Raw genomic sequence first — 7,325 nt, 5'->3', positions numbered from 1 at the left:
ACCTCCCACGCCCTTCAGGCAGTGGGGGAGCATCGCAAGGCGGAGCGTCGCCCGCGTACTGGACGTGCTCGGGTGATGCGACAACGCGGCGAGGTACCGTGCCGGGCGCCGCGAGCCGGTGAACCTTCCCGGTCACAGCACCAGCTAGAGGGCCTGTCCCGCGGCGACCGCCGATTCCCTGCGCCTGATCCGCCGGACAGGCGCAGCCGACCGTGCCGCCTCGCCGTAGGCGGGGGCACTCGTGCCGGCGGGGGAGGGATCGGGCAAGCTGTGACGTCCCACGACGGTGGCGCCGCGCGTGCGCACCCGTGCCGGAATCCGGCCGTACCCGTGCGGCGGGATGGCGCGCCCCGTGGCGGGACGACCGAACTGGAGGCAGGTGTGCTGGCGGAGTCACGGCCGGTGGGGGACTCTCAACCGCAGGAGCGGCCGTCGCGGCGGATCCTTCGCGACGAGACGCTGCTCGTCCTCGGGCTTTCGCTCGGGGCGAGCGCGGTGTCCGCGCTGATCAGCTTTGTCGGCTCGGTCACCAAACCCGGTGGGCTCAAGGACCAGGCCGCCACGCTCAACGCCTCCGCCGCTCCGGGCCGTCCCTGGCTCGACCTCGCCTGGCAGCTGTTCGGGATCGCCACGGCCCTGATCCCCGTGGCCCTCGTCGCCCACTTCCTGCTGCGCGAGGGGCGGAGCCTGCGCGCGCTCGGCTTCGACCGCGCCCGCCCCTGGCCGGACCTCGGCCGCGGGGCGCTGGTCGCGGCGGTGATCGGCAGCACCGGCATCGCCTTCTACCTGGCCGCCCGCGCGTTCGGCTTCAACCTCACCGTGGTGCCCGAGGCGCTGCCCGCCGTGTGGTGGAAGTTCCCGGTGCTGATCCTGTCCGCGCTGCAGAACGCCGTCCTCGAAGAGGTCATCGTCGTCGGCTATCTGCTGCGCCGGCTCGGGCAGTTGGGCTGGACCCCGGGGTCCGCGCTGGTGACCAGTTCCGTACTGCGCGGCTCGTACCACCTCTACCAGGGCATCGGCGGCTTCGTCGGCAACATGGTGATGGGCGTGGTCTTCGTCCGGCTGTACCGGCGGTGGGGCCGGGTCGGCCCGCTCGTGGTGGCGCACTCCCTGCTCGACATCGGCGCGTTCGTGGGCTACGCACTGCTGGCCGGGAAGGTGGGCTGGCTGCCGACGGCGTGAGCGGCACGGGGAGTCCGCGACGGCGTACGAGAGCCGTCCGCGAGGGGTGGACCGGTGCCGTCGGTGAGGGGCGTACGAGTGCCGTACGCCCCTTTCGGGTTCCTGGGCGAGTCCCTAGACGAGCAGGTCGCCCTCGATGACGGTGACCGCGTGGCCGGTGAGCAGGGTGCGGTCGCCGCGCAGGCCGGTGCGCACGAGGCCGGAGCGGGCGGAGGCCTGGAGCCCGGTGAGGTCGAGGCGGCCGAGGCGTTCGGACCAGTAGGGGGCCAGGGCCGTGTGGGCGCTGCCGGTGACCGGGTCCTCGTCGATGCCGACGTTGGGGAAGAAGCACCGGGAGACGAAGTCGTAGCCGCGGGCGGGGTCCTCGGCGCGGGCGGTGGCGATGATGCCGCGCGCGGAGTGGGCGGCGAGGGCCTTGTGGTCGGGGGCGAGGCCGCGGACGGTCTTCTCGTCGGCGAGTTCGAGGACCAGGTCGCCGACGTCGGCCCCGGTGTCGTAGGCGGTGCGGGGCTCGGCGCCGAGGGCCCGGGCGACCCCGTCGGGGACGTCCACGGCGGTGAGCGGGGCGGTCGGGAAGTCCAGGGTGATCGCGCCGTCGCCGGCCGGGCTCGCGATGAGCACACCGCTGCGGGCGGCGAAGCGCACCGGTCCCTCGTGGGCGCCCGTCGTCCACAGGACATGGGCGGTGGCGAGCGTGGCGTGACCGCACATCGCGACCTCGGTGGCGGGCGTGAACCAGCGCAGCGCCCAGTCGGCCTCACCGCCCTCGGGCAGCCGGTGGGCGAACGCCGTCTCGGCGTGGCTGACCTCCAGCGCCACCTTCTGGAGCCAGTCGTCCTCGGGGAAGGCGTCCAGCAGCAGCACCCCGGCGGGATTGCCGGCGAAGGGACGGTCGGTGAAGGCGTCGACGATTCGAATCCGCATGCCCCGACGGTAAGGGCTCCGGCGAGCGGCGGACCAAGGCCAATCCGGGCACGGCGGCCTTGGGACGGAGGAACCGGCAGTTCGGAGAGGATGGCCAAAGCGAGCTGTTCCGATATATCGTTGAAGCATCGTGACAGATCGACGGCGGAATGGAGTGGTTGCGATGCGTACCCATGGGTTCGAGCACGGGCACCGGCAGGGCGGTCCCCGGCGCGGCCGCGGCGGCTTCGAGGAGCGCCGGGCGGCCTTCGGGCCCTTCGGTCCGGGCGGACCGGGGTTCGGCCCCGGCTTCGGGCCGGGTTTCGGTCCGGGGCACTGGGGCGGCCGAGGGCGCGGCGGGCCGCGCGGCCGGGCCCGGCGCGGTGATGTACGGGCCTCGATCCTGGCCCTGCTGAAGGACCGTCCCATGCACGGCTACGAGATGATCCAGGAGATCGCCGAGCGCAGCGGCGGGGCGTGGAAGCCGAGCCCCGGCTCGGTCTATCCCACCCTCCAGATGCTGGAGGACGAGGGTCTGATCGTCAGCGAGAGCGAGGGCGGCAAGAAGCTGTTCTCGCTCACAGAGGCGGGCCGTACCGCGGCCGACGAGGGGCCGGACGCGCCCTGGGAGGAGGCCTCGCGCGGTGTCGACTGGGAGGCACTCGGCGAGATCCGGCAGGCCGGCTTCGGTCTTATGGAGGCCTTCGGCCAAGTGTGGAAGACCGGCAGCAAGGAGCAGCGGGAGAAGGCGCTCGCCGTCATCAACGAGGCCCGCAAGAAGCTGTACCTGATCCTCGCCGACGAGGGCTGACCGCCAGGCCGCGGGAGCCGGAAGCCCTCGGGTGCGGGGGGCTTCCGGCTCCCGTGCCCGAGGGCCGCCGGCGACCCGCGCGCCTGTGCGCTCCCCGGGGAGCGGCTGTGCGGATGCGTCCCGATCTCATCCGTGAGGAGGAGATTTCAGCGGTCCGGGTCCACTTCCCGTGGGACGCCGAAATGCTTCCCGCCGGGGATGACCGGAGCCGGAGAGGCTGGTGAGCTGGACGATGTGCAATCCCGTGTTCCCCGGCAGCCGCCCTCCGGGCAGGAGGCCCTCCGTCCGGACGGCCACGCCCGGCTCAGTGCCGAACTGACGGCGGCGGTCGCCGGTGCCCGAAGGAGGGCGGTCCGGGACGGGGACCGGCAGATCGACACCGCCCATCTGCTGCACACGCTCCTGGAGTCCGACCCCGAGGTGCACGCCCTGTTCGGCGGCGGACCGCAGATCGCCCGGCTGCTCGGCTACCTCGTGCAGCGCAGCATCGGATACGGCCTGCGCTGGCAGGGCACCGTCGAGGACTCCGGCGCCCTGCCCGTGGTGACCGAGTCCGACGGCCTCTCGCCGGTGGCCTTCGCCGCCCTGGAGCACGCCTGCGAGCGGGCGGCCCGGCGAGGCGACGGGCTGGCGCGCGGCGTCGACCTGCTCGCGGCGATCGTCGTGGACCCGCAGGCGCGTGCCGTCGAGGTGCTCACCGGGGCCGCGATCGACGCGGGGGAGCTCGCCGCGCGGCTCGACGACGATGCCAAGGACTGTCCGGGGGAGTACGCCGCGGACGGTGGGCCCACCCACTGAGCGGGGCGGGAGGGTTGGCCGGGGCTCATGTGCCGTCGGTAGGTTCGGTGCCTTTTGCCTGATGTGCCCGGTGATGGCCCCGTCCAGGCGATGAGACAGGTGCCATCGAAGATGACGCTCATGTCATCGCCTGTCATCATGTGCCGGTGCGTACGTCTCAGATCAGTCAGGGCCGCCCCGGCAAGGGTGTCGGGCTCGGTCTCGCGCTCCTGTCCGCGGTCGCCTTCGGCGGTTCCGGTGTCGCGGCCAAGCCGCTGATCGAAGCGGGCCTCGACCCGCTGCACGTGGTGTGGCTGCGCGTCACCGGCGCGGCCCTGGTCATGCTGCCGCTCGCCGTACGCCACCGCGCGCTGCTGCGCACCCGCCCCGCGCTGCTCGCCGGGTTCGGCCTGCTCGCCGTCGCCGGTGTCCAGGCCTGCTACTTCGCCGCGCTCTCCCGGATCCCCGTCGGGGTCGCCCTGCTCATCGAGTACCTCGCGCCCGCCCTGGTGCTCGGCTGGGTCCGCTTCGTGCAGCGGCGGCCGGTCACCCGGGCCGCGGCCTTCGGCGTGGTCCTCGCGGCGGGCGGACTCGCCTGTGTCGTCGAGGTGTGGTCCGGTCTGAGCTTCGACGTCCTCGGACTGCTGCTCGCGCTCGGCGCGGCCTGCTGCCAGGTCGGCTACTTCGTGCTGTCCGACCAGGGCGGCGACGCGGGCGACGCGGCCCCGAACCCGCTCGGCGTCATCGCCTACGGACTGCTGATCGGCGCCGCCGTCCTGACCGTCGTGGCACGCCCCTGGAGCATGGACTGGTCGGTGCTCGCGCACGGCGCGGACATGAACGGGACCTCCGTCCCGGCCGTTGCCCTGCTGCTGTGGGTCGTACTGGTCGCCACGGTCCTCGCGTACGTCACCGGGGTGCTCTCCGTGCGGCGGCTCTCGCCGCAGGTCGCCGGGGTGGTGGCATGCCTGGAGGCGGTCATCGCGACCGTGCTGGCCTGGGTGCTGCTCGGCGAGCGCCTCTCGGCCCCGCAGGTCGTCGGTGGCGCGGTCGTCCTGCTCGGCGCGTTCATCGCGCAGTCCTCCACCCCGGCGAAGGGCTCGGCGGAACCGGTGGCGAGCGGCGGGGCGGAAAGGGAGTTGTCGGCCCGGGGAACGGCGGCCTAGAGTGCGGATCATGCGTTCGGACACACTCGTTCTCCCGCCTCCGGCCGTCTGAGGCGGGCCATCCGGTGAGCGCGCCCGGCGGTGAGCCGGGCCGAACGGTGCTGCCCGCAGAGGAAGTCCGCACGACCCCGACCGACGGGGTCCTGCCCCCCGAACTTCTGCACCTCTGCGGAGACGACTCGTGTCCCATGCTTCTTTTGGCCTGCCCGTCGGGCGTGGCCTGCTCTACCTGATCGTCGCCGGTGCCGCCTGGGGCACCGCCGGCGCGGCCGCCTCGCTGGTCTACCGGACCAGCGACATCGGGCCGGTCGCCCTGTCCTTCTGGCGCTGCGCCGTCGGCTTCGTCCTGCTGCTCGCCGCGCGCCTGCTGCGCCCGCGCGTGCGACCGGCCGTGCCGGTGCCGCTCGGCCGCAGGCTGCTGCGGGCCGGTGCCACCGGCGTCGGCCTCGCCGTGTTCCAGACGGCCTACTTCGCCGCCGTCGCGGCCACCGGACTGGCCGTGGCGACCGTCGTGACCCTCGGCGCCGGGCCCGTCCTCATCGCGCTCGGCGCCCGCCTGACGATGGGCGAACGGCTCGGCCGGGCCAACCTGACCGCGGTCGCCGGGGCGCTGGCCGGTCTCGGGGTGCTGGTGCTGGGCAGCGGCGGTGCCGCCGTACGGCCGTGGGGCGTGCTGCTCGCCCTGGTCTCGGCGGCCGGCTACTCCGCGATGACGCTGCTCACCCGCTGGTGGGGCCGCGACGGCGCAGCCGACCACTCCGGCACGACCCTCGGGGCGTTCGCGGTCACCAGCCTGTGCCTGCTGCCGTTCGCGATGGGGGAAGGACTGGTGCCGCACACCGACGACCCTGTACGGGTGCTGTGGCTGCTGGCGTACATCGCCTCGGTCCCGACGGCCCTGGCCTACGCGCTCTACTTCGCGGGCGCGGCCGTCGTGCGGTCGGCCACGGTCTCGGTGATCATGCTGCTGGAGCCGGTCAGCGCGGCGGTGCTGGCCATCGTCCTGCTCGGCGAACGGCTGACGGCGGCGACCCTCGTCGGCACCGCCCTGATGCTTGGCTCGGTCGCGGGCCTCGCTCTGGCAGAGGCACGCGGAACGCGGGCCGCGCTGGAGGAACCGGCGCCCGTGTGACGCCGGACGGACCCGTGTTGCGGGCCCGTCCCCCGGGGCGGGGCCCGCTCGGTCGTCACCGGGCGGGCTGTTACCGGGTGGGGGCCGCTCGGTCGTCACTGGGCCGGGTCGTTACTGGGCGGGGCTCGCTCGGTCGTCACTGGGCCGGGTCGTTACTGGGCGGGGCTCGCTCGGTCGTCACTGGGCCGGGCTGTTACCGGGTGGGAGCCGCTCGGTCGTCACCGGGCGGGCTGTTACCGGGTGGGAGCCGCTCGGTCGTCACCGGGCGGGCTGTTACCGGGTGGGAGCCGCTCGGTCGTCACCGGGCCGGGCCGTCAGGCCGTTACCGGGGCGGGTCCGCCCGCCCGTCACCGGGGCGGGTGCGCCCGGTCAAGGTGCGCCGGGCCGTTATCGGGAGGGGTCCGCCCGACTGCCAGCGAGGCGTGTCCGCCGGGCCCCTGACGGGACGGGGCCGCCCGGTCGTCATCGGGAGGGGGTCCGCCCGCCCGTCACCGGGGCGGGGCGGCCCAGTCGTCGCCGGACGGGCCCGGTCGCTCAGCGCCCGTCGTGCTCCGCGAGACCGTCCTGGGCCCGGGCGGACCGCTTGCCCGGGTACTTGAACCTGGCGCGCGCGTCGGTCATTTCCAGCCGCATCTCACGGATGCCGGACAACAGCGCATCACAGCGCCGTGAGATAGCCGGGGAGCGCGGTGCCGGGGGCCAGATCGGCGTCGGCGAGGGGAGTGCCGTACTCCCTGCGGACCGGGACCACTCCGGCCCAGTGAGGCAGGGAGAGGTCCTCGGGCTCGTCGTTCACGCCGCCGACGCGCAGCTTGGCGGAGACCTCGGCCAGGTCCAGGCTGAGCACGGCGGTCGCGGCCAGTTCCTTCGTGTTGGCGGGGCGGGAGTCGGCCGACCGGCCCGGCACCACGTGGTCGACCAGCGCGTCCAGGGCCACGCGCTTCTCCTCGGGGTCGGTGACCTGGTGGGCGGTGCCGTGCACCACCACGGAGCGATAGTTGATCGAGTGGTGGAAGGCGGAGCGGGCCAGGACCAGGCCGTCGACATGGGTGACCGTCAGGCAGACCGGCAGCCCGGGGTCGGCCTTGCCGGCCATCCGCAGCGGGCGTGAGCCCGTCGAACCGTGCACGTAGAGCCGATCGCCGACCCGGGCGTACAGCGTCGGCAGCACCACGGGCGCGCCGTCGCGGACGAAGCCGAGGTGGCAGACGTAACCCTCGTCGAGTATCGCGTGCACCAGATCCCTGTCGTACGACGCCCGGTCGGCGGAGCGGGTGGGCACGGTCCGGTCGGTCGGGGTGTAGGCGGGCGGCGACGCCGGCGGCTGGGTCTCCTGCATTGCGCTCTCCATTGC

General features: G+C 73.9%; 7 protein-coding genes. 5 read left to right on the top strand and 2 right to left on the bottom strand.

Going from position 1 to position 7,325, the window contains the following annotated elements; all coding sequences use genetic code 11:
* Window positions 1-384 precede the first annotated feature (384 nt).
* Window positions 385-1,182, top strand: a complete 798-nt coding sequence (locus ACFY4A_RS21395) for a CPBP family intramembrane glutamic endopeptidase (RefSeq protein ID WP_390830963.1) — start codon at window positions 385-387, stop codon at window positions 1,180-1,182.
* A 114-nt stretch (window positions 1,183-1,296) separates the two neighbouring features.
* On the opposite strand, the gene ACFY4A_RS21390 is transcribed toward ACFY4A_RS21395, so the two are convergent.
* Window positions 1,297-2,106: a PhzF family phenazine biosynthesis protein gene (locus ACFY4A_RS21390; protein WP_390830957.1), complete on the bottom strand. Its 810-nt coding sequence runs from the start codon at window positions 2,104-2,106 to the stop codon at window positions 1,297-1,299.
* A 163-nt stretch (window positions 2,107-2,269) separates the two neighbouring features.
* On the opposite strand from ACFY4A_RS21390, the gene ACFY4A_RS21385 reads away from it, so the two are divergent.
* From ACFY4A_RS21385 to ACFY4A_RS21370, 4 genes are all read left to right on the top strand, one after another.
* Window positions 2,270-2,896 (top strand): PadR family transcriptional regulator, encoded by a 627-nt coding sequence (locus ACFY4A_RS21385; protein WP_390830956.1) that lies wholly within the window; start codon window positions 2,270-2,272, stop codon window positions 2,894-2,896.
* Between the two features lie 198 nt (window positions 2,897-3,094).
* Window positions 3,095-3,694: a Clp protease N-terminal domain-containing protein gene (locus ACFY4A_RS21380; RefSeq protein ID WP_390830955.1), complete on the top strand. Its 600-nt coding sequence runs from the start codon at window positions 3,095-3,097 to the stop codon at window positions 3,692-3,694.
* Between the two features lie 140 nt (window positions 3,695-3,834).
* The gene (locus ACFY4A_RS21375; RefSeq protein WP_390830954.1) at window positions 3,835-4,839 is read left to right on the top strand and encodes a DMT family transporter; all 1,005 of its coding nucleotides are present in this window, start codon (window positions 3,835-3,837) and stop codon (window positions 4,837-4,839) included.
* A 181-nt stretch (window positions 4,840-5,020) separates the two neighbouring features.
* Window positions 5,021-5,971: a DMT family transporter gene (locus tag ACFY4A_RS21370; RefSeq protein WP_390830953.1), complete on the top strand. Its 951-nt coding sequence runs from the start codon at window positions 5,021-5,023 to the stop codon at window positions 5,969-5,971.
* Between the two features lie 658 nt (window positions 5,972-6,629).
* On the opposite strand, the gene ACFY4A_RS21365 is transcribed toward ACFY4A_RS21370, so the two are convergent.
* Window positions 6,630-7,310, bottom strand: coding sequence for a pyridoxamine 5'-phosphate oxidase family protein (locus ACFY4A_RS21365; RefSeq protein WP_390830952.1), 681 nt, complete (start codon window positions 7,308-7,310; stop codon window positions 6,630-6,632).
* Window positions 7,311-7,325: the final 15 nt, after the last annotated feature.

Source organism: Streptomyces sp. NPDC001292 (assembly GCF_042896465.1).
Classification (GTDB): Bacteria; Actinomycetota; Actinomycetes; order Streptomycetales; family Streptomycetaceae; genus Streptomyces.
Note: the sequence above shows the minus strand (reverse complement) of the source record. Positions and strands in the feature narration are given on the sequence as shown.

Excerpts from the sequence above, each read along its gene's own strand:
- ACFY4A_RS21385 (WP_390830956.1), top strand. The coding sequence starts at position 2,270 with ATGCGTACCCATGGGTTCGAGCACGGGCACCGGCAGGGCGGTCCCCGG.
- ACFY4A_RS21380 (WP_390830955.1), top strand. The coding sequence starts at position 3,095 with ATGACCGGAGCCGGAGAGGCTGGTGAGCTGGACGATGTGCAATCCCGT.
- ACFY4A_RS21365 (WP_390830952.1), bottom strand. The coding sequence starts at position 7,310 with ATGCAGGAGACCCAGCCGCCGGCGTCGCCGCCCGCCTACACCCCGACC.
- ACFY4A_RS21390 (WP_390830957.1), bottom strand. The coding sequence starts at position 2,106 with ATGCGGATTCGAATCGTCGACGCCTTCACCGACCGTCCCTTCGCCGGC.